Annotated in this window: 10 protein-coding genes; 1 reads left to right on the top strand and 9 read right to left on the bottom strand. The window is 42.7% G+C overall.

Annotated features, from left to right (window positions below; all coding sequences use genetic code 11):
* Nucleotides 1-1893 (bottom strand): RecQ family ATP-dependent DNA helicase, encoded by a 1893-nt coding sequence (locus BLS35_RS18220; RefSeq protein WP_090783751.1) that lies wholly within the window; start codon nt 1891-1893, stop codon nt 1-3.
* Nucleotides 1894-1969: 76 nt separating this feature from the next.
* On the opposite strand from BLS35_RS18220, the gene BLS35_RS18215 reads away from it, so the two are divergent.
* Nucleotides 1970-5203 carry an amidohydrolase family protein gene (locus BLS35_RS18215; protein ID WP_090783749.1) on the top strand — a complete coding sequence of 1078 codons (3234 nt, stop codon included), beginning with the start codon at nt 1970-1972 and terminating at the stop codon, nt 5201-5203.
* Between the two features lie 21 nt (nt 5204-5224).
* On the opposite strand, the gene BLS35_RS18210 is transcribed toward BLS35_RS18215, so the two are convergent.
* From BLS35_RS18210 to BLS35_RS18175, 8 genes are all read right to left on the bottom strand, one after another.
* Nucleotides 5225-8896 carry a glycosyl hydrolase gene (locus tag BLS35_RS18210; RefSeq protein ID WP_090783745.1) on the bottom strand — a complete coding sequence of 1224 codons (3672 nt, stop codon included), beginning with the start codon at nt 8894-8896 and terminating at the stop codon, nt 5225-5227.
* 27 nt (nt 8897-8923) lie between these two features.
* The gene (locus BLS35_RS18205; RefSeq protein ID WP_090783742.1) at nt 8924-10033 is read right to left on the bottom strand and encodes a DUF4998 domain-containing protein; all 1110 of its coding nucleotides are present in this window, start codon (nt 10031-10033) and stop codon (nt 8924-8926) included.
* Between the two features lie 16 nt (nt 10034-10049).
* Nucleotides 10050-11216 carry a DUF5000 domain-containing lipoprotein gene (locus BLS35_RS18200; RefSeq protein WP_090783740.1) on the bottom strand — a complete coding sequence of 389 codons (1167 nt, stop codon included), beginning with the start codon at nt 11214-11216 and terminating at the stop codon, nt 10050-10052.
* A 26-nt stretch (nt 11217-11242) separates the two neighbouring features.
* Entirely contained in the window at nt 11243-13183 is a 1941-nt protein-coding gene (locus BLS35_RS18195; protein WP_090783836.1) for a RagB/SusD family nutrient uptake outer membrane protein, read from the bottom strand.
* A 20-nt stretch (nt 13184-13203) separates the two neighbouring features.
* A complete protein-coding gene (locus BLS35_RS18190; protein ID WP_090783738.1) occupies nt 13204-16407 on the bottom strand; it encodes a SusC/RagA family TonB-linked outer membrane protein in 3204 nt (1067 codons plus the stop codon).
* Nucleotides 16408-16630: 223 nt separating this feature from the next.
* Nucleotides 16631-17893, bottom strand: coding sequence for a DUF2264 domain-containing protein (locus BLS35_RS18185; protein ID WP_090783734.1), 1263 nt, complete (start codon nt 17891-17893; stop codon nt 16631-16633).
* Nucleotides 17894-17915: 22 nt separating this feature from the next.
* Complete coding sequence (locus tag BLS35_RS18180) at nt 17916-20132, bottom strand: glycoside hydrolase family 3 C-terminal domain-containing protein (protein WP_090783732.1); 2217 nt, start codon at nt 20130-20132, stop codon at nt 17916-17918.
* 91 nt (nt 20133-20223) lie between these two features.
* A complete protein-coding gene (locus BLS35_RS18175; protein WP_090783730.1) occupies nt 20224-21861 on the bottom strand; it encodes a RagB/SusD family nutrient uptake outer membrane protein in 1638 nt (545 codons plus the stop codon).
* Between the last annotated feature and the right edge of the window lie 5 nt (nt 21862-21866).

The raw sequence follows: 21866 nt of genomic DNA, 5'->3' as shown, positions 1-21866 counted from the left end.
TTAAAGGTAATAATTTTTACCATCTGTTTTAATTTTTCCGGCATCGAGCAAAGCTCGTATCCGTTCTAGGCGTTCGTTTTCCGTTCCAGTGGCGATTGCACTAACCAGAGTATCTATCGTATGCATTTCAACTTGCAAAAGTGTAGCAATCTCAAAGTCTATTTTATCTTCCAGCTGATCCGCATCATCTGCCTTTTTCTCCGCCAGGCAAACATCACATATACCGCATTTATCTGATTCTGGCTCATCAAAATAAGTCAGCAGCTGTATACTTCTACATTCCTTTTTGGTAGCATAAGCCAGCACAGCATTGATCTGAGCCGTCTGCAATTGCTTTCGTTGCTCAATATATTTCACATCAATATCCATGTGATTAAAATCCAATCTCGGAAGTAGGTACTGCAGTTGTGGTTGATCTGATTGTGGCAAATAAGACAACAATCCCTGTTCCTGCAAAGTATTTAAATGGCGGACAACATCCTTAAATGAAGATCTAATTTTCCCGGCAATCTCAGCCTCACTAATTTTCACATACTGTTCAAAAGCACCTCCATAAGATCTTAATATAGCTTTTATAAGCGGATCATAACCAGCATTCTCTATCTGAAAACGATAAACATCCTCATTGCCTACAATAAACAATAACCTCGAAGGCAGAAATATATTTTCTGATAAAGTCAGGTAGCCATCATGCTCCAAAAATTTTAGCGCAGCCATGGTTTTAATGATCCCAACATTAAATCTTTTACAGAAATCAGCTAAGTCGAAACCAAAGGTCAGGCCTTCCCCAGCACCATAAGCCAACTGATAATAGTTACCCAAATAATGATAAACCTTTTTGATCTCCTCAACAGAAGGAAAACTATCGGTGTATTTAGCCTTTAAAGCATGCTCATCCGACTTATTAGCCAGCAAAACTGTATACGCCTTTCGTTCGTCCCTGCCTGCCCTTCCTGCTTCCTGATAATAAGCTTCTAAGCTATCCGGTAAATCCAAATGCACTACAAAACGCACATCAGGCTTGTCTATCCCCATTCCAAAAGCATTGGTAGCTACCATTACTCGTATGCGGTTACGTTTCCAATCCTCCTGCTTTCTAAAGCGCTCTTCTTTTTCGATACCGGCATGGTAAAAATCTGCAGCGATTCCATTCCGACTCAAAAAGGCAGCAATCTCTGCTGTTTCCCTCCTGTTGCGGACATATACCAGCCCACTTCCTTTTACATTGTTTACAATTCCGATCAGCTTTTTATGCTTATCCTCATCATCCAACACAACATAACTCAGGTTTTTACGGGCAAAGCTCTGAACAAATACTTGAGGATTTTTAAACTGTAGTTTTTCTACAACATCATTCCGCACAAAGCGGGTAGCTGTAGCTGTAAGTGCCAGTACAGGCACGTCTGGAAGTATTGCTCTAATCTCACTTATCTTCAAATAAGGCGGTCTAAAATCATAGCCCCATTGCGAAATACAATGTGCCTCATCAACGGCAATTAAATTGACATTCATGTAGGAGATACGGATACGCACCAATTCGGACAGTAAACGCTCCGGCGATAAATACAGAAACTTGATCTTACCGTAAATGCAGTTGTCGAGCAATATATCAATTTCCCGTTTACCCATCCCGGCATAAATGGCCACTGCTTCAATGCCTTTTGCTTTCAATGCCTCTACCTGGTCTTTCATTAAAGCCACCAAAGGCGAGATTACAATGCATATTCCCTCTTTAACCATTGCCGGTACCTGGAAGCAAATAGATTTACCTCCACCCGTAGGCAATAGCGCCAAAGTATCATTTCCCTGTAAAACTGATCTGATGATCTCATCCTGTAACGGTCTGAAACTATCAAATCCCCAATATCTCTTTAATATCTCTGCTTCGTTCATAAAAAGGTTGCCCCTCAAAACTATAAAAATGAACTGATATTACTAAATTGCGGGCTTAATTTACAATCCGTCTAGTATGAAACCATCTCTTTTACTGTTATTTCTGGTATTGATATTTCAATCGTCGTTCGCTCAGGAGAAAAAATGGGAAGTAGACAAATATAAAGGTCCTACAAAAACCTTCACTTTAAACACAGATGAGGGTACCTGGATGAACTTAGATGTGAGTCCGGATGGCAAAGACATCGTGTTCGACATACTGGGTGATCTTTACATCATGCCCATTACTGGTGGTTCGGCAGTATTACTAAGTGGTGGTCCAGCCTGGGACATACAGCCTCGCTTTAGTCCCAATGGCCGATATATTTCTTATACCAGTGATCAAAGTGGAGGCGACAACATCTGGATCATGAATCGCGATGGCTCGGGCAAAAGACAAATCACCAAAGAAACCTTCAGATTGCTGAACAACGCAACCTGGATGCCCAACAGTGAATACCTTATTGCACGCAAGCATTTTACTGGCACTCGCTCCTTAGGTGCAGGAGAAATGTGGATGTACAGCATATATGGCGGCGAAGGTGTGCAACTCACCAAAAGAAAGAATGACCAACAGGATGCCGGTGAGCCTAATGTTTCACCAAATGGTAGATATCTTTATTACAGTGAAGATATGTCGCCCGGCCCTAACTTCGAATACAGCAAAGATCCCAATGGGATGATTTACGCCATCAGACAGCTTGATCTAACTACAGGTAAAACAACCAACCTTATCGCCCAGCCGGGTGGTGCAGCAAGGCCACAGATATCGCCAGATGGCAAAATGATGGCCTATGTGAAACGAATCAGACTAAAATCGGTACTGGTCGTACAAAATCTACAAACAGCAGAAGAATGGCCTATATATGAAGACCTCTCTCATGATCAGCAAGAAACCTGGGCCATTTTTGGCGTTTATCCCAACTATTCCTGGACACCAGACGGTAAAAGCATCGTATTTTATGCGAGAGGGAAGATCAAAAAAATTGACCTAAACTCGTTATTTACCAATAATATTCCTTTTCATGTAACCAATTCGCAAACCATACAAGAAGCCTTACACTTCCCGCAGCAGGTCTTTACTAACGATTTTACGGTAAAAATGATCAGACAGCTGACGACTTCTGCCGATGGAAAATTTGTGGTCTTTAATGCCGCTGGGTTTTTATATAAAAAGGACCTCCCTAATGGTATGCCTGAAAGGATAACCAAAGGCCTTGATTTCGAATTTGAACCTGAAATCAGCGCGGATGGCAAATCCGTTATTTATGCAACATGGAGCGATGAATTTAAAGGAGCTATAAAAAAAACAGAGCTGAAATCAGGAAAAACGATTACCCTAACTGAGGAGAAAGGCTTTTATTACTCCCCTTCTTTCTCCAACAAAGGGGATAAAATTGTATTCAGAAAAGGCGTAGGCAATGACGTGTTGGGTTATGCTTATGGCCGTGGGACGGGGATTTTCACCATGTCAGCCAATGGCGGCCCTAAAACGCTGATTTCTGAAAGTGGCATCAGACCACAATTCAATGCAGATGATACCAGGATTTATTTTCAATCCAATGAAGGTGGCAAAAAGGTTTTCAAAAGTATAGATCTGAATGGAGCCAACGAGCGCAGTCATTACACTTCAACCTATGCTACACAATTCGCACCTAGTCCTGATGGCAAATGGATGGCTTTTACCGAACTGTTTAACATCTATGTAACCCCAATGGTTACTGCTGGCACAGCTTTAGAACTTTCCTCGACCAATAAGGCTATTCCACTTACCCGCATCACTAAAGATGCCGGAACATACCTGCACTGGAGTCACGACAGCAACAAAATCTTCTGGACATTAGGCGATCAATACTTTAGTCGTGAGATAAAAACAGCTTTCAATTTTACGGAAGGATCAGCACAAAGTACCCCTCAGCCCGACAGTATTGGACTTGCTATAGGCTTAAAACTTAAAAGCGATGCACCAAGTGGATTAATCGCCTTGACGGGTGCCAGAATCATTACCATGAATGGCGATGAGGTGATTGAAAACGGCAGTATTCTTATAGAAAACAATAAAATTGTATCCATTGGCAAAAACCTGCCTATTCCGGAAAATACCAGGGTGATTAACGTAACAGGCAAAACCATTATGCCCGGAATGATTGATGTACATGCACATTTACGCACCAGTCCAGATGGCATAAGTCCACAACAAGACTGGTCGTACCTGGCCAATCTGGCCTTTGGCGTAACCACTTCTCATGATCCATCCAGCAATACGGAAATGGTATTCAGTCAATCCGAAATGATTAAAGCTGGTAGACTGGTAGGCCCTCGTCTATATTCTACAGGTTCTATTTTATATGGTGCAGATGGCGATTTCAAAGTAGTGATCAATAACCTTGAAGATGCTCTATCAAACCTCAGAAGACTAAAAGCTGTAGGTGCATTTTCGGTAAAATCGTACAATCAACCTCGCCGTGATCAACGTCAGCAAATTCTCGAAGCGGCCAGACAATTAAAAATGATGGTTGTTCCTGAAGGTGGATCTACTTTTTTCACCAACATGAATATGGTTGCTGACGGGCATACCGGCATTGAACACAGCATCCCGGTAGCTCCGGTTTATAAAGACATCATTAGCTTTTGGAACAAAACCCAGGTAGCCTATACGCCTACACTAATTGTAAGCTATGGTAGCCAATGGGGTGAAAATTACTGGTACGACAGAACCAATGTTTGGGAAAATGAACGTTTAATGGCCTTTACTCCGCGCTCTATTATAGATCCTCGTGCCCGAAGAAGAACAACTTCGGAGTATGGCGATTATGGCCACATTGAAGTAGCCAAAGCGACAAAGCAAATCGCAGACGGTGGCACAAAAGTAAATCTGGGTGCCCACGGACAAATACAAGGTTTAGGCGCACATTGGGAATTATGGATGTTGGCACAAGGTGGAATGACTCCATTGCAAGCCATTCGTTGCGCTACTGTAAATGGAGCTGCTTATTTGGGGATGAGTAAAGAAATTGGATCTTTGGAAGTCGGTAAATTGGCCGACCTTATCGTGATGGATGCCAACCCGCTTGACGATATCAGAAACTCCGAAAAAATCAAGTATGTGATGATTAATGGTAGGATTTACGACAGTTTATCCATGAATGAAATAGGCAGTCGTGAAAGAGTGCGTGGAAAATTATGGTTTGAAAATGGAAAAGGTATGGTATACACCTTCCCTACTGGCGTTTCTGAAACCTGGACATATACTACTCCCAATTGCGAGTAATAAATATGCCCAGGCATCATTTTATTTTTGCAGTTCCAAATAAACTGGCCCTAATAAGCCAGCTCTTGGATTTCCACGATAAGCCGAAGGAATCGTTTGATAATGATTAGACAAAGTGCTATACACCAAAACCTCTACCTCATTGTCGCCAGCTTTCAGAAACGAACTGATGTCGGCTTTATAGGGCTTAGACATCATCGTTACCACTTCTTTTCCATTCACTTTAACAGCACAAGTAGCTACCACCTCACCTAGGTCTAAAGTAACTTTTCCTTTGAGCTGCTCCGTAGTCATAGGTATAGTTTTCCGGTAATAAAGTCCTCCTGAATAATGTCTCATTTGCCCTGTTTCTGCCCAATCGCCAGCAGGCAGTAAACCCGATGTACAGAACAGTTTGATGGGAAAAGGGAATACCGCGACATCTTGAATTCCAATCTGGTTTTCTATTTCCATCGCCACCAGAGCAACTTTCTCTTTCTTTTCTGACAACGTAACCCGATAGGTATTCAATCCATGCTCAGTTTTCAGCAATTCAATATTTTTGCTGCTCAGTGCTTTGCCATCTATCCATATCTTAGGGTTGTTGCCATAAATCCCCATTTCCATTTTTTCCAAGCCGGGCGCAGATTTAAAACGATAGCAATAGGTCTTATTTTCGCCTTTACCAGGGTCGAACATAAGCTTTGGAGCGTTGTACCAGCGCATGGCTAATGTTTTAGCGTATGGCGACACTTTTTCTGGCAATGGACTTGAAGCTGGTAAAAAAACAATGGCGCTTCTTGGCCGTTCATCGCGAGAGTTCGGACCTACTTTGAAGCCTTTTTTAGGCACATTTTCATAGCCTGCCAAAACCGCATGCCAACCCTTAGTAAGCTGAATCTCTTTCCCTTGCAACAATTGCCCATCCACATAAAACCGGTCAGGCTGCCGCTCTCCAAGTTCCACTTGGTAGAGTTCTGATTTAGGAGCATACACAAACGTACTAAACAAGTGACTGCCAGCACCATCTAAAATCAGGAAACCATCATTAACTCGGGCTTTTAGCCCATGATAACCTTGAGGCCCGGGATGGTCCCAAACACCAAACCGCCAGGAGAAGTGATAAGGTTTCCAGGTATTTAGTTTTCCTCCCAAAGCCTTTTGTATTAGTTTATCAAAATTTTTCTCTGTAGAGTCCAGCAGCCATTGCATCTGGTATCCATAGTCATAAATTCCTTCTTCCCAGTTCTGGTCAGAAAATGCTGTAGTTGTCCAATCTTTAGCTACTTTGTTGCCTGTATTAAATTTAAAGGTACGGGCTTCTGTACTAATCTTTTCTGCAGAGGCAGGCAACCTAAAATCACCCCATTTATTATTCATGGTGGGCAGGAATTCTATTTTCCAGTCCCCGTCAAGCAGTTTTTTCTCCACCGCTGCAGCTTCAGTCTGTCTTTTATTTTCTATAACTGCTTGTCCGGGAGAAAAAACAATAATAGATGAGTTGGTATACCCCACATCAGAGCGGATAAAGGTACCTTCTTTGGTTTGTTTAACAACGGGTAAAACTTTCGTCTGCCCGGTTTTAGCGTCCCATAATTCAGGGCGTCCCTGCATCCGGTAAAAAACTTCGTTACCTGGTTTTACATTCATGGTCATATATAGGTCTTTGTCACCGATTTTGCGATGCAGAACCTTCCCTCCTCCTTCACCGGGGATAAAATCCGGCGTAATATGCTGTGCCAGTATGGTTGCAATATTCAATGTATCGACAAGTAAACCTTTTCCTCCCGAAGCATTCTGACGGAGACCGGTCTTTTTACCTGCTTCCTGTTCCTTAGCCGTTAAACCGAAAATTTCCTTAACAATCGCATCAACTTCCGGGTCGTTACTGCCTTTACGTGTACTGGCTACAGGTAATGCACCTGTGGCTACAACTATTCCTCCTTTGCGATAAAAATTTAATACCTGCTGGAGGGCCGTATAATGCATTGCCTTCATGTCAGGTAGGATCAGGATCTTGTAAGCCATATCTGATACTTTCAGGGATTTGTCACTGATCTCCGTTTTAAGGAGCGACCTGTAATCCATAAAATCATAATCCAGGCCAGCATTGCTTAATATTTTTGCGGTGGCGAAACTTACATTAGGTCGGGTACCGGGAAAAGCCTGCATTGATTCGGTTGGGTACATCAAAGCGATATCACTAACGTGAGTACCCTGACTCATCACAAAACTTAAACGTTCACCATATTCCAGCCATTTCTTCATGTGCGGCCAGTAAGGCATACGGTAGTGAAAATCGGGTGGTGCCCATTCCCACCATCCACCATGCGTAGTGTAATAGAGGCCATGCATACAAATGAGATTACCTCCTGCAATAAAATGATGGTCCAGCTGTTCGGTCAGCCATTCGCCACTACTGCCCCAGCCCATGCTGTGAAAGGCCTCCAGCCAGGTGCGTGGACGCTTATACAAATGTGCAACGGAACTGGATACCTTGGTCTGTATAAAAGAAGAGCCTCTGGCCGGGGCATCATTTCCTGGTGCGGTATACCAGCTTTCTACACGAAAATAGTCTACATAATTGAGCGGTTCCAGTCCTCGATCCAGGTTATCTGAACCATAAATAAGACCACGACTGGCATGCCAGTCATAAATGGGCTTAAAATATCTTTCTTCTGCCAGCTCCATCAGCACATCTGCATAATCCATACGTATCTTTGGGGTGATTGCGCCGATATTTTCTTTTAACGCGGCCAGATAAGGTAGTACATCATAGCCTTTTATGCGATTAAACTGCTGAGCAAAATCTTCAGACCAGGTATTCATGTTAAATGGTACGAACAGTTCGTCCTGAAAGAAATAGTTCATTCCTTTTCTGCCTTGCGCATCCATCTTGTCTTCAAAGCGCTGAAAATAATGTTTAACCAATTCTTTACCATGATCTGGATGCAGCATATAGTTGTTTCCAGCCAAAACGGTATAAACTTTCCAGTCCGCCCCTTTTGGTGCCTTAAACGCTACTGTCCCATTTTTAACTTTGTTCTTAAGGTCTATAAATTTTGCAGAACCAGTTTTTACAGGCCATGCGGTGATACTTACCACATTTGGTGGAACTGTAATTTTTAGGCTTGCATTTGCTATAATGCTATCTACTTTAATCGTTAGTGCTCCTTTGTACGATTTGAATTTATCTAGATCTCGTACCTCATCCGTTGAATATCCATTGCCTACCCAGCCAATTGTGTAATCGTCTAAACCTACCGCCATGCCTCTTTTGGCAGCCTCACCTGAAAACCAGTTCCATGTTTTCCACCACTCATCCGAATATACAGCTGGATTACCGGCCTCCGTTCTTCCATAAAGTCCGTAGCCATTCTTTTTATTAAACTCATAATCAGCACCCTTTGGATCAGTGTGGAGGTAGCTAACAGCGAATCCATCCGTAGCCGATTCCTTTAGAATATCTAGCTGTTCGGTTAAGCGCGCACGGGAAAGCGTATCCCCATTCCACCAAAAAAAGGGAACATTTCCATATCCTTTAGGTGGATTAAGGAAGCCTGGCCGTACATCGAAACCAGGATCTCTTGTTGGATATCCGCTAAACTTTGTATCGTGTGGCACACCATTCTTTTTTTGGGCAGAAGCATTTCCCACTTGCAGTGTCAGGGCGATTATCCCGCATAAGGAGCATATTATTACTTTGCTTTTCATAGTCTTTCCATTTAAACCGGGTTTGATTTATTTTACGCTCACATTTACTTCGCCTAAAACCACGAACGTCTGTGGTCCACTTACAGCCACTACTTTAAGGTAGCGTACTTTTGGAAGATTAGGAATTGTAAATACCTGTTCATTATTGGTTAAGCGGTCAAAATTGTAAGTTCCCAGATCTGTCCATGTAACGTTATTTGTACTTCCCAGATACTGCACCACATTAGGTCCGCGTTCATCAGGCGTAGCTTGCACCCATCGCCAAAGGCTTACGGTTTTGATAGTCCTTAAGGCCCCAAAATCCACAGTAATATGGTGCGGATATCTTGAAGTTGTGGCCAATGAAACCCATCGGGTAGCCGGATTACCGTCAATCATGTTTGCCGGGATACTGATATTATTGGCATCCGGATTTTGGGAAGAGAAATCAATAACGCGCCATTCAGATTTGTTGAGTAAAAAATTTTCAACCAGCTGGTCGTTTGAGAAGAAAGGATCAACTACATTAGCTTCCAGATGTTGGGTTCTCAGCTTATAACCAGTCTCAGTTTGATAGTCGGTTAGCTGCAGAGCCAAAGTGCCCGGCAGAACGGTCACCGTCTTCAATGCTCCGGTTGTCGTGGTATATTCAATTTCTGTATTTACAATTGAACTGCCTGGCAATACAGGCTCAAACTGTAGCGAAAGTGTATTTGCCAGGTTAAAAGTAGAGGAGCTGACTACACGGTTTAGTAAGGTGGAACGATAACGGTCTCCCAACGCGGCTCCCGAAACTTCAACAGGGACTGAAACACGTCCTTCTTTGTCGTAGGTCTTAATGGTGAAACTGTAAAAATTTTCTATGAGATTATTGACGGTATAACTAATTACCGGCTGATCTGCAGGGATAGCCAATTCTACAGAATCTGTAAAGTTATTCCAGAAAACCCTCGCTTTGACTACCTTCGGATCTGAGCCCCGGAGCCAGGAAAGCTGTACCTTATTTAGCCCTGATTTAACGCTGGGCGCAGTAGCTTTACCAGGGTAGATAATCCCATCCGGCACAACATATTGCGCATAAGTGCTGTCCATTTTTTTACAGGCGAGAAATGTACAAGCACCTGTTAATGCAATTGATAAAAATATTTTGGTCTTCATATGAACTGCTTAAAATTTATAATTTACCCCAAAAAGTGACTTCAGCAATGGTGACCTGACCTGTTCCGCCCCAGGTTTCCAGCGTTTTGAAGCGCAGGTAACGATATGCGGGCGGAATCTCTGGCATTTCGAAATCTTCCCCATTGATAAATGCATAGTTATGATCCTCCGAGGTCAAGACACCAGGTCCTGATGGTTTAAATGAATCAAATTTACCAATGAGTGTCCAGGAAGCCCAACTACCGTCTAATGCAGGAGCATTGGAGCCATATAGTTCAAATACTTTCACGTTTGCACCTGTATAGGTATAGGGCGAAGTCCTTTGGTGAGCTTTCATCCGGCTCAGTACAACTGGTACTTTAAGGTCAATGGTAAACCATTGTGGAATTGGCGAATTGTTTGCAGAAGCATAAATGGAAGTGTTGACTAAGCCATCCCATATATTTGCGAGTACGTTCGTACTTAATGCCGCCTGATCTGTTGGCAATGCATACATTCCGAAAGGCTTAGGCACACGCTGCTCGAACAGCGGGGTCAGGTCCTTTACAATTGCCAGGGATTTATTACCCCAACGGTCCCTGAGGTACACGGAAAACTTCTTTTGGGTGGCAGAAAGCCCCCTAACTGAATAAGAACCCGCAGCAGATTTCGTGTAAAAAGTTTGCAAAGGTCTTAAAAGGCCGGTGCCGGTAGTATCTGCATCAATCACGATAGCGAGATTAGCTTCCAGCGTATTTTTAAGTTTGACCTTAATGCCCCCAAAGCCGGCTTCCATTGTCAGGTCATCGAATGCCAGGGCAACGGGTGGGCTCAGCGGATTAATTTTAACTACAACAGGTGCTGACTCTTTTGCATTTCTACCTACACTGATAATTTTCACATCATATTCTTTGACTTCTCCGAAACCTTCCAGTTTCAGCGTATCGGTATAAATAGAAGATTTCGATTCCTTAAATACCCCAGGCTGAATCTCATATATGGCTTTCACATAGGCGAGGTTAAGGTCAGAATTCAGTTTATAAGTAATATTGGCCCCTCCAGGCGTATTTTCATGTTTAAAATCGGTTACTTGTTGTGGCGCAGGAGCATCTGGATTACTATGGTCTAGCCTTGGATCTTCTTTACAGCCATACACGCTCAGAGCGGTTAGCAATGTAAAGGCGATATACAATATTTTTTTCATCACATTTTAATTTAAAGTTATGAATACTACCAACCTATGTTTTGAACGAGGTTTCTATTGTTTAATATGTTGTTGTCTCTAATCGGCCAGAAATAATCTTTCAATCCGAACCTTGGGGAAAAGATCAGTTTTTTGCGATAATAAAGTGTAGCTGTCGCCTGTTCAATATCCCAACCCTGTATGGGCTTAACATATTCCTGCGGTGCTTCTTTCCACCTCCTCAGGTCCCAGAAACGGGCCCCCTCGAAAGCTAGCTCTATTAAGGACTCCCTATGAATAATAGCCCTCAAACCCGGCTGCGTTGTATACTTGGTTTTATTAGTTGAATAGGTAGACCAGGCCAGTTCCACCGTTTGCAAGCCTGCTCTTTCACGAACCAAATTAATGTACTTATAAGCTTCATTTCCTGGCCCTTCCTTTTCATTTAAAGCCTCGGCATACAGGAGATACAATTGTGCCAGTCTGAATATCGGCCATGGGTAATCGGTGACGCTATAATCATTTCCCGCACCTTGCGTATTCTGAAAATGCACATACTTTTTGATAAAGTAGCCGGTTACAGAACCATAGTCGGGCTTACCTTTACCATTGGGCTGTCCCTTTTTAGCGGAAACGTAATAAGTACCTGTTGGTACAGCATCATTATAATAACCCTGACCATACCATACGCCCCCGTCAAATCCCAGGTTTGCATAAAAACGGGGTTCACGGTCGAAATTTGTTGATGAAGTTTCGTAATTCAGCTTGATATACCGCTGATCGGCTGTGGTACCCGCTTTTATAGCAGGCTGATTGACATTCCAGCTGGCATCTTCTTCTATCGGGATTCCATTTTTGGAATAAAACATGTCTGCGATTTTCAATGGTGGTGCAAGTTCATAACCGATAACGCTATTGTCCTGGTATCGAAAATCAACATTTGGAGTGGCGATGCGCTGAATATTAGCAGATAAACTTTGGCTATTCCCCCAAATTACTTCCGTATTCCACCTTTCTGCGAAAGCATTCCTGATACTCAATTGCTGTACGATCTGATCTGTTAGTACAGAAGTAGAACTTGCCCTATCGAATTTATACAAGCGATGTCCTGCGCCTTCACAAACTTCTATTGCTTCTTTACAGGCCAACACCGCATCATCCCACCGCGCTGCCACATATTGCTGGTTAAACAACTGAACGCCATCTGGATTTTTCAAAGTTGCCTGTTCGGTATTTCCATTATAGAGCGGACTGGCGGCAGTAACTAAAACTTTAGCTTTTAAAGCATAAGCAATTGGTTTGGTGATCCTTCCCAGCATTTTCACGGGATCGTTAACAATTGGCGGCAGATCATCTTTAGCCTCATTGAGCAATTGTACGATGTAAGCAAAACACTCATCTACCGGTACTCTTGAAATTTTCACTTTAGAGACGTCAACTTCAACAGGCAAATTTTCTTTGATCAGCGGAATGGGACCATACATCCTTACCAGGTAAAAATGGTAGTAGGCTTTCAGGAATTTCACTTCTGCGATCCACTGGTTTCTTTCCTCTTCACGAAGATCAGGAACCTTAACAATATTTTCCAGGAAGATATTGCAATCCCGCAATCCACGGTAAAGATTGACCCAGATGCTATACGTATCTAATGGCGAGTTGCTGTCCCCTTTTGGATTCACCGTAGCCTGCCTGCCTTGTGCGATGTCGAATATGCGGTGGTTAAACGTAGGCCGTGGCGGGCCGTCTATCGCCCAGATTTCATCTCCACCTAACAGCGAAGGATCCTGCTCCAGATTTCCGTCTTTAGGCATGTAAGCGTAACAGGTATATAAATATTTCTCCGCTTCTGATCGCATGGTAAACGAATTGTCGATCGTCGGAATGTTATCAGGAATGATATCCAAATACTTTTTACAAGAGCTGAATGTAGAGAAAAAAATAAGGATGGCTGCTTTTAAGCACCAGTTTCCTTTTCTTAAATATTTCATGTCATACATATGATTAGCTATTAAAAGGTTAAATTGAGGCCTAGGTTGAAAACCTTCTGCAAGGGATAACCCAAACCGTTTCCTGCCATTTCAGCATCCCATATTTTGAAATTACTGAACATCAACAAATTGGTTGCGCTGGCGTACACCCGGAAGTTAGCAGCTTTGATTCGATCCACTATGCCTTTAGGAAAAGTATACCCTACTTCAACTTGTTTTAGCCTTAAAAATGCAGCATTACGCATATACCAGGTACTCACCTGACTGTTATTCGCATTTGGTGTATTGCTGAGTCTGGGTAATGTGGCATAAACGTTCCTATTCTCTTCAGACCAATAACTGTCGGCATAGGCCTGTAACAATTGATTGGTATACTGAATTCCGGAGTTCTGTTCTGCGGTACTGTAATAGTAAGGGACAAACGGTGCGGTTGCGGCTGGATCAATCCAAAATGACTGGTTAGCTGAGCCTTGTGCAAAGGCAGAAAAGTCGAACTTTTTATAACTTAACGAAAATCCAAATCCATAGACCACCTCCGGAACTGTAGGATTTCCAATAGGTACCATATCAGCTTCGTTCACTTTCCCATCCCGGTTTACATCTGTATATTTGATATCGCCACCTCCATATACGCCACCAAACTCTTGTCGGGGTGAATTCGCTGCTTCCTGATCGTCTATAAACAGGCGTTCTGCTATATATCCGAAATTCTGCTGCAGAGAGTTTCCTACCCTGTATTTCCATGGTTCAGCATATTGAGGTTCTTCGTACACCTCGTATTTACTGGTTGCATAGGTAAAGTTTCCACGTACAGAGAGCCATAAATCTTTGGACCAGGCGTGTTGCATGTCTAATGAGATATCTACACCTCTACCATTTGCTTTACCTAAATTAGATCGGGAAACAGACGAAAGACCCATGGTATTGGGAATGGAAGCCCTGGACATGAGGATATTATCCCGTTTTTCTGTAAAATATTCTGCAACGACATTGGCTTTTCCAAACAGGCTCAATTCCATCGCTACGTTTTGTTTGGTTGCGCGTTCCCAGGTAATATTTGGATTGGCATACCTCAGTACGACCACCCCATTCTTGATTTCGTTGAGATCCCTTCCAAAAACTCCCCTACGGCCAACATTGTTTAAATCTGTGTTGGACAAGTAAAAGAAACGGTCATCGACATCACCGATCTGATCATTACCTACGAGGCCGTATGTATAACGGAACCTCAGGTTAGTCACCACCTTTTTTAAGGGTTCAAAGAATTTCTCATTGGAAGCACTCCAGGCTAAGCCTGCCGAAGGGAAAAATCCAAATCTATTGTGCTCTGCAAATCTTTCAGACCCATTATATCCGAAGTTAAATTCTGCAAAATATCTTCTGTCATAGGCATAGGTTGTCCGGCCTGAAATACCTAAATTTCTGGACGGCAGGGATTGGAATATATTCTGCGCATTGGCACCACCAAGACTTTCCCTGGCAATCATGACCAATAAACCACCAACTTCATGTTTGGAAGCAAAAGTCCTGTTGTAATTTACGGTGGATTCAAAGTAAAACGTAGAGTTTAAAGTTTTGGGGCCTTCTGTAAAGCCCAGGTATTCTGTACCTGTGGTATTTGCCTGGGAGATGGAATATTGATTGGTCAACAGATCATAGCCGGCAAGTTGGTAGTAGAATGGATTATAAGCCCTGGAATAACTAAAATTGGAGGTCCTGGTTAAGTTAACCATCGCCCGCGCGGAAAGTCCTTCAACAATAGACGACAAGCCTTGTTTGAGTTCAAATTGCGCCAGCATCTGAGATCGGCTTTCATCGCGATAGCCCCTCACCATATCTGCGTAGGGATTTACAAAAGCATTGGTCAATCCCGAGTTTCCAAACATGATGTGCCTGACAAATTTATGATCTTCATCCAGTGGATAGTAGGCGGGGAAAAGTACCGGGTTTGAGCGCATCACCTTTCTGTACATTGATGTAGCGCCATCAATCGGGCCATTATAATCGTCGAAATTTCCACTCAGCCGAACGATTAACTCTGTCGATTTGGTGAGGTCAATATTAACATTGGATCGTAGGGAATATGTTTTGAAGTCAATATTGTTATTGAAATTGTTTTTATTATCTACTTTAAGCAGGCCATTGTCTTTACTAAAAGATCCTGCAACATAATATCGTGCTACGGTACCGCCTCCGCTTACATTTAAATTATAGCGCTGTGTAGTCGCATAATCTTTAAACATCATTTCCCTCCAGTCATTGGCAGGAAAAATCAGTGGGTTGACTCCATTTGCCGTATTTTCTATTTTATCTTCCAGATAAGGGATCGGTGTGATCGCGCTTCTAGTGGCCGTTGCTTCGTTGGCCAATTTCATATAGGTTACGGGGTCGGCCAGTTCAACATTGCTGGTTGCTGCGCTGGCAGAGTTCTCTACTCTTAACGAAACTTTTGCCTTACCTGCTACCCCCTGCTTGGTGGTGACAAGGATAACACCATTGGCACCACGGGCACCGTAAAGTGCCGTTGCGGTGGCATCTTTCATAATAGAGAAAGTTGCAATATCATCCGTTTGCAATCGTGCCAGGTCCGTCGTGGTCAGTTCAATACCATCAATCAGGATCAATGGTTTGGTATTGGTACCAAAGGTGGTGATCCCGCGTACGAAGAAGTCGGCATTGTCGGCCCCCGGCTCTCCACTGCGCTGGTAGGCAATCACACCAGCCACCCGTCCGGCAAGTGCCGTAGTAAGGTTGCTGGAGGGGACTTTAAGATCTCCTGGCTTTACTGTGGTGATGGAACCGATCACGCTTTCCTTTTTCTGGACCCCAAAAGCCACTACGGAAACTTCGTCCAGTGCATTTTTAGGATTAGGTAATAGTTTTACGTCCAATATTTTTTTATCACCGATGGTGATTTGCTGACTGATATAGCCGATATAGGAAAAAATCAGCATTTCTGTGTCACTGTTAATTTGAATGGTATATTTTCCGTCTATATTGGTGACAGCGCCACGCTCGCTTCCTTTTACTTTGACAGTAGCTCCGGGAAGGCTAAGTCCGCTTTCATCATATATTGTTCCTGTAACTACACGCTGCTGGGTTTGTCTGTATGTATCAATTGTGGTGTTGTGGTTAAAAACACGCTCCATTTTTGTATGGACTGCCAGTACCGAAATGGTGCTGCACATTAGTATACATGCAAGAAAAATGGATATTTTTTTCATGTGGTATAACTTGGTTAATTGTTATGATTCACGAAAACAGAGGTTTGTTTGGTTCTTTCTACTTTCGTTCTGAATTAGGTTGGTTTACTTCTCATTTGCGCTGGCGGATTGAAAAGTTAAAATAGTATCCGGTTTAAATCATAGGCATATCCTTTCTGCAGTTTAGCTGGTTTATTTTAAGGGGTTAACATCTTGTTCAAGCGTATGTCTTTATTTAATTGTTTTAGGGAATAGAATGGTCGGCGGGCATATTTACTCCCCCCCAGATTTTTTTTGCCGTCCAGGGTTCTTGTGCTGCAGTCCAGAATACATCTTTTGGAGGTAGTCCCAGGGGAAGCAGACCAACTGTACACAGATATAAACTTCCGGTTGACATATAATACTCTCCAAGATCTATCTGATGCCCACAGAAACCTATGGTTAGCCAGCCATTTTTATCAAAAGTGCCCGGGGCTTCTATCATGCGTTTAATGACTAGTGACATTGCTCCTCTAACTTGTGCCGGGCTGATGAATGGAGGCAACTTATTGATTAAAGCAATTTGGGCAAGGCCCTGTAATGCACCGAAACGGTATACTAATGATCTACCCACCGGTGGAAACGTACCCTCAGGTGATATAGATCTTTCCTGAATATCAGCATACCTTATGGCTCTTTTTAAAATGGTATCGTACACCTCTGATTTTTCCAGCCCTTTATCAACCACAGTTTTTACAATATCCATGAGCATAGGATGTATGACATAGCTATTATAGTAATCGAAATGAAACTTCGGTCCATCTCCATATATCCCGTCTCCCTTATACCACTCTTCTAGTTTTTTAATCGCATAATCTATCCTTACCACATCAGCATCTTCATCTATACGCATCAGAAAGCTTTCTATCATGGCGGTAAAAAGAAGCCAGTTGTTGTAAGTAGGCTTGATGTTGCGGGTCGACTTAAGCGCCTTGATGACATCACTTTTCGTTTTAGCTGATAAGGGTTCCCAAAGTTCTTTAGGCGCCCTTATCAACGCTTGCGCGAGGAAAGAAGCATCTACTAATGCCTGTTCATACTTCTGAGAGGTAAACTGCATAAAATCTGGGGACATCGGATCGACTGCATTGGCTAAACTTTCACGAGCCAGTAAAATGTACTTTCCTCTTAACTTTCCTTCTTCCGTTCCATCTACTCCAAGCTCGAGCCATGGAGCCATACCGGCCATTAATCGGCCAAAGGCTTCCAGGTAAGTTACAGTTGTACGATCGTAAGTACTGGCTGGGTTTACCTCAACCGGCATATTCTTTTTAAGTGTTCCTTTACTTAAATTGTTCAGAACCGGCGCTGCTATTCGGGTCATGACATTTACCCAATATTTTCTGTCTTCCGGATTTTCGGTTCCATTGAATGGTTTCTGAACACCGACTTCGACAGCGGTAGCATTTAAACCCAACCCCATTAGTGCTGTAGAAGGTATTAAAGATAAAAAGTGCCGTCTATACATATTTCAAGCTTTAAATTGTCATTTAGTGAACTAGCTGCAACTTAATTGTTTTGAGTTCCTCAGAATTTGGCCCCATCATTACCGTGAAGCTGCCGGCTTCGGCAATCCATTTTCCATCTTTCCAGAATTCGAGCGAACGCGAGGTAATCGGTAGAGAAACTTTTTGGGTTTCGCCGGGACGTAGACTAATTCGTTTAAATCCTTTTAATTCTTTAATTGGCCTTGCTAATGAAGAAATGTCATCTCGAAGATAAAGCTGGACAATTTCGTCGCCCGCCATTTTACCGGTATTGGTTATTTCAACCTCGGCAAAAACGGTTTCATTGGCTTTCATACTGGCCTTAGAGAGTTTTACTTCCCCATACTTAAATTGCGTATAGCTTAATCCATAGCCAAATGGATAAGTAGCACCTTCAACAGTCCCCCACATCATTCTTGGTCTACCTGGAATTAAAGTATTGTAAAACGCAGGAACCTGTCCAACATTACGAGGAATAGTAACTGTTAATTTTCCAGATGGATTGATGTCGCCAAAGATAGCTTCTGCGATGACAGTACCTGTTTCCTGACCAAGAAACCAACCGTCTAATATAACCGGAACATGATCTTTAGCCCACTGAATGGCAGCAGGGCGACCGTGTAATAAAACCAGTACGACCGGTTTACCAGTAGCCATAATGGCTTGCATCAACTTATCCTGGTCGCCCGGTAAAGAGATATCATCCCGATCTACATTTTCCATGACGGTTTTATCGTCATCTCCCAATACCAGAATGCATACATCAGCCTCTTTGGCAATAGCAACCGCTTCTGCGACCTGGGCGTCTTTAGGATGCTGTATATCGGTACCTTTTGCGTACAATACCTGTGTATTTTTGCCTACTGCCCTTTCAATCCCTTGTTTTACAGTGATGAAATGTTTGGGCTGCTGGGTTGAATAAGTTCCTAGTCGGATGGTATCGGCATTAGGACCTATTACTGCTATCTTTTTGAACTGACCTTTTTTAAAGGGTAAAAGGTTATTGTTTTTTAGCAGAATAAGACTTTTACGAGCGGCTTCAAGAGCCAGCGCATCATGTGCGGGATTGTTTAATACAGTTTTATAGTTTGACCTTGGGCTAGATAACGAACCATCAATCTGCGAAAAAAACACATCTGCATTTACATCAGCGTCTTTTGTACCTTTTTGCAATTCGGTCATTTCTTTACCCAAGGGGTTCTCTTCTTCATCAAGATGCAGGGCAATCTTAAATTCCAGCACTTTTCTAACTGCATCGCCCAGCAGTTTCACAGGTACTTTTCCATTTTTAACGGCTGCAACCAGTGGTGGGCCGTACATTCTTTTATCGGCCCAGGTCTGTTTAAAAGCCAGTTCGGTGTGCACGCCTGCTTCGAGGGCTTTTCTGATGGTTTCTTCCCGAGTTTCAGTAGCGAACAAACGGTCCTGCACCCATCTTAGATCATTGTTATCAGAAACGCCTAGCCCATCAAAGCCATATTCTTTTCTAAATACATCGTTTAAAGTATAAGTATTGATGTGGCAAGGCACCCCGTTTAAAGTATGATGTGCAGGCATTACCGAGCCTATCTGCGCTTCTTCTACAGCAGCTCGGAAAGGTGGGAGATGGATTTCATGTAAACTGCGGAGAGAAATTTCGACCGCAGCACCATTGGCCCCCAGCAATGGTTCGCTGTCGGCTACAAAATGTTTTGCTGTTGCCACCACACGATCTTTACCGAATCGTTCTTTGCCACGACCTTGCAGACCATTGATAAAAGCCACGCCAATTTTACTAACCAAATAAGCATCTTCAGCATAACCTTCTTCAAAACGACCCCAGCGTGCATCACGCAAAACACCAAGCATTGGGGTATAACAATGATGAATACCTAAGGCCCTTGCTTCTTTTGCAATCACTGTAGAAACTCTTTCTACCAGCGAAGGATCCCATGAACTGGCTATCGATATCGCTTGTGGAAAGGAAGTCGTTCCGGCCGCAACTACGCCATGCAGGCATTCGCCCGCTTGCATATGAGGAATATTTAATCTCTTATTTGCATTTGGATAAAACGACGCGAGCTGATGCGCTTTTTCTTCTAAAGTCATTTTGCTCAGTAGTGTTTCTACTTTTTGTCTTTCCTGTTGCGTTAACGGAATATAACCGCTTTTTTCCTGAGCCTGAACATTTAAAATCTGCAGAACTGTAAAAAAGAAGAATACAATTTTAATTAACCTCATAAGCTTTGATGTGTTGCTTCGATTGCGAAAAAAGAATAAACTGCGCAGGGAAATCCCTGCACAGTTCGGATTTGTGCGTATTTAAAAGAAGTTAATAACCGGTATTATTAGGCATCTGTGCGCCTACATTTCTATCTATTGCATTTTGAGGAATAGGCAGCAGATTGTTAAAAGACTGTACGGATTCCTGTGATCGTTCATAGCCATATTTCTTGGTTCGTTCATAAAGTTTACCAAGTCGCGTAAGTGTCATCATCCTAAACTCTTCGCCATATAGCTCTCTTGCACGCTCATCCAAAATATAATCGATATCCACATTTGCTGCTGCGACTAAAGGTGCCTGAGCACGTCTTCTTACTACATTGAGATCATCAGCGGCTAAATCGGCCCTTGATTTACCCAAATAAGCTTCCGCCCTTAAAAAATAAGTTTCAGGAAGACGGATGACATAGAAATCTCTCACATAACCATTGTCAGGTTTTTGGGCAATATGTTTATCTGTACCAAATTTGGCCCAGTTTGGATAAACATACAACATCGTGTCATCACGTGTGGTAAGAAAAGATTTTGGGATCACATCCCCCTTTCTAAAAGTACCAACATTTGCGGCAAAATAATATTTACGTTTGATGTTGGTTTCGTTATTACGGATGTCTGTTCCAGAATTTCTCCAGATCGTATAATTTGTGTAATTGGTTGGCCTACAATAAGCGACTCCTCTACCCGTACTATCTTGCGCTACATTTGTGTACCCTGCTTTTATGAGCCCCCAATAGTTGCACCACATCATCCGTTCAATTAATGGTCGGCCGGCAAACTGGGTACCCCCAATAACCACGGCACCTGTTGAGCTCTGTTCAAACTGGGCTACAAATATGCCTTCGTTATTCCCCGTTTGCCTGTTCTGATTTCCCATTACAAACAAATCATAATAATAATTTTTATCTGCCTCGGTGCTACGCGCTCCAAAACGCGCATTTACAAGTGAATAAGCACCATCAGTCCCATCAATTACTCTTGTCGCCGCTGCGATCGCACCATCATAATCTTTAAGACAGATATTTACTTCAGCTAAAACATGATCGGCAGCAGCGCGAACCACACGACCAGGACTGGTTGTTGTTAAAGGCAAATTTGTTCGGGCAAATTCCAGATCTCTTTTTGCAAAGATCCACACCTCTTCTCTGGTATTTCTTACAAAATCGATCTTCGCTTCCTTTACTGGCTTATCCACAATAGGAACCCCGCCATACATATTGGCCAGATTTCGGTAAGCAAAGCCTCTGAAAAAATATCCCTCAGCAAGTGTTTCATTCTTTTGCGTCTCATTTACCCATAGTACATCGGGCTTCAAAGCATTTTCTATTAAAGTGTTCGCATCTTTAATAATTGAATACTGTAAGTTAAACCAGTCTTCCGAAAAAGGCTCCCTAGAATTAACCAGGCCCCAATTGTTATATTTCGCTGCATCATCCCTAGGATCAAAACATACGTCTGTTCCCTGCCCAAGTATAAAGGCTTCGTGATTAAGATCCGCAGTATTGTAAAACAATTGTATTGTACGGTACATATTGGCACTTAAAGCATCAAACTGTGCTTTATTGGTGTAGGCAGTCTCAGTACTTAAACGGTCCCTTAAGTTTTCCTTTAAAAAAGCATCATCTTTACAGGAGCTTAACAACAGCATTCCGGCTGTCGCAGAGATCATAATATTTTTATATAATTTCATGTCTG

Source organism: Pedobacter sp. ok626 (assembly GCF_900100435.1).
In the GTDB taxonomy this organism is placed as follows: domain Bacteria; phylum Bacteroidota; class Bacteroidia; order Sphingobacteriales; family Sphingobacteriaceae; genus Pedobacter.
This window is presented reverse-complemented; position numbering and strand designations above follow the sequence as displayed.